The sequence below is a fragment of the Escherichia sp. S10b genome, assembly GCF_028421345.1.
Taxonomy (GTDB): Bacteria; Pseudomonadota; Gammaproteobacteria; order Enterobacterales; family Enterobacteriaceae; genus ECMA0423.
The window spans coordinates 1-1344 of the sequence record NZ_JAHZSO010000114.1 but is presented as its reverse complement, the minus strand read 5'-3'; the positions used below and the strand labels follow the sequence as shown (position 1 = coordinate 1344).

At 51.3% G+C, this 1344-nt stretch carries 1 protein-coding gene; it reads left to right on the top strand.

All coding sequences use genetic code 11. From position 1 onward, the window contains the following. Positions 1-58 precede the first annotated feature (58 nt). Positions 59-1171 (top strand): IS4-like element IS421 family transposase, encoded by a 1113-nt coding sequence (locus tag FTE26_RS08375; protein WP_001300563.1) that lies wholly within the window; start codon positions 59-61, stop codon positions 1169-1171. The last annotated feature ends 173 nt before the right edge of the window (positions 1172-1344 follow it).

Genomic DNA, 1344 nt, shown 5'->3' with positions numbered 1-1344 from the left:
TCCCATAAGCGCTAACTTAAGGGTTGTGGTATTACGCCTGATATGATTTAACGTGCCGATGAATTACTCTCACGATAACTGGTCAGCAATTCTGGCCCATATTGGTAAGCCCGAAGAACTGGATACTTCGGCACGTAATGCCGGGGCTCTAACCCGCCGCCGCGAAATTCGTGATGCTGCAACTCTGCTACGTCTGGGGCTGGCTTACGGCCCCGGGGGGATGTCATTACGTGAAGTCACTGCATGGGCTCAGCTCCATGACGTTGCAACATTATCTGACGTGGCTCTCCTGAAGCGGCTGCGGAATGCCGCCGACTGGTTTGGCATACTTGCCGCACAAACACTTGCTGTACGCGCCGCAGTTACGGGTTGTACAAGCGGAAAGAGATTGCGTCTTGTCGATGGAACAGCAATCAGTGCGCCCGGGGGCGGCAGCGCTGAATGGCGACTACATATGGGATATGATCCTCATACCTGTCAGTTCACTGATTTTGAGCTAACCGACAGCAGAGACGCTGAACGGCTGGACCGATTTGCGCAAACGGCAGACGAGATACGCATTGCTGACCGGGGATTCGGTTCGCGTCCCGAATGTATCCGCTCACTTGCTTTTGGAGAAGCTGATTATATCGTCCGGGTTCACTGGCGAGGATTGCGCTGGTTAACTGCAGAAGGAATGCGCTTTGACATGATGGGTTTTCTGCGCGGGCTGGATTGCGGTAAGAACGGTGAAACCACTGTAATGATAGGCAATTCAGGTAATAAAAAAGCCGGAGCTCCCTTTCCGGCACGTCTCATTGCCGTATCACTTCCTCCCGAAAAAGCATTAATCAGTAAAACCCGACTGCTCAGCGAGAATCGTCGAAAAGGACGAGTAGTTCAGGCGGAAACGCTGGAAGCAGCGGGCCATGTGCTATTGCTAACATCATTACCGGAAGATGAATATTCAGCAGAGCAAGTGGCTGATTGTTACCGTCTGCGATGGCAAATTGAACTGGCTTTTAAGCGGCTCAAAAGTTTGCTGCACCTGGATGCTTTGCGTGCAAAGGAACCTGAACTCGCGAAAGCGTGGATATTTGCTAATCTACTCGCCGCATTTTTAATTGACGACATAATCCAGCCATCGCTGGATTTCCCCCCCAGAAGTGCCGGATCCGAAAAGAAGAACTAACTCGTTGTGGAGAATAACAAAAATGGTCATCTGGAGCTTACAGGTGGCCATTCGTGGGACAGTATCCCTGACAGCCTACAAAACGCAATTGAAGAACGCGAGGCATCGTCTTAACGAGGCACCGAGGCGTCGCATTCTTCAGATGGTTCAACCCTTAAGTTAGCGCTTATGGG

What these genes read in the sequence shown, in the direction of transcription:
- FTE26_RS08375 (WP_001300563.1), top strand. Translation starts at nt 59, where the DNA reads ATGAATTACTCTCACGATAACTGGTCAGCAATTCTGGCCCATATTGGT.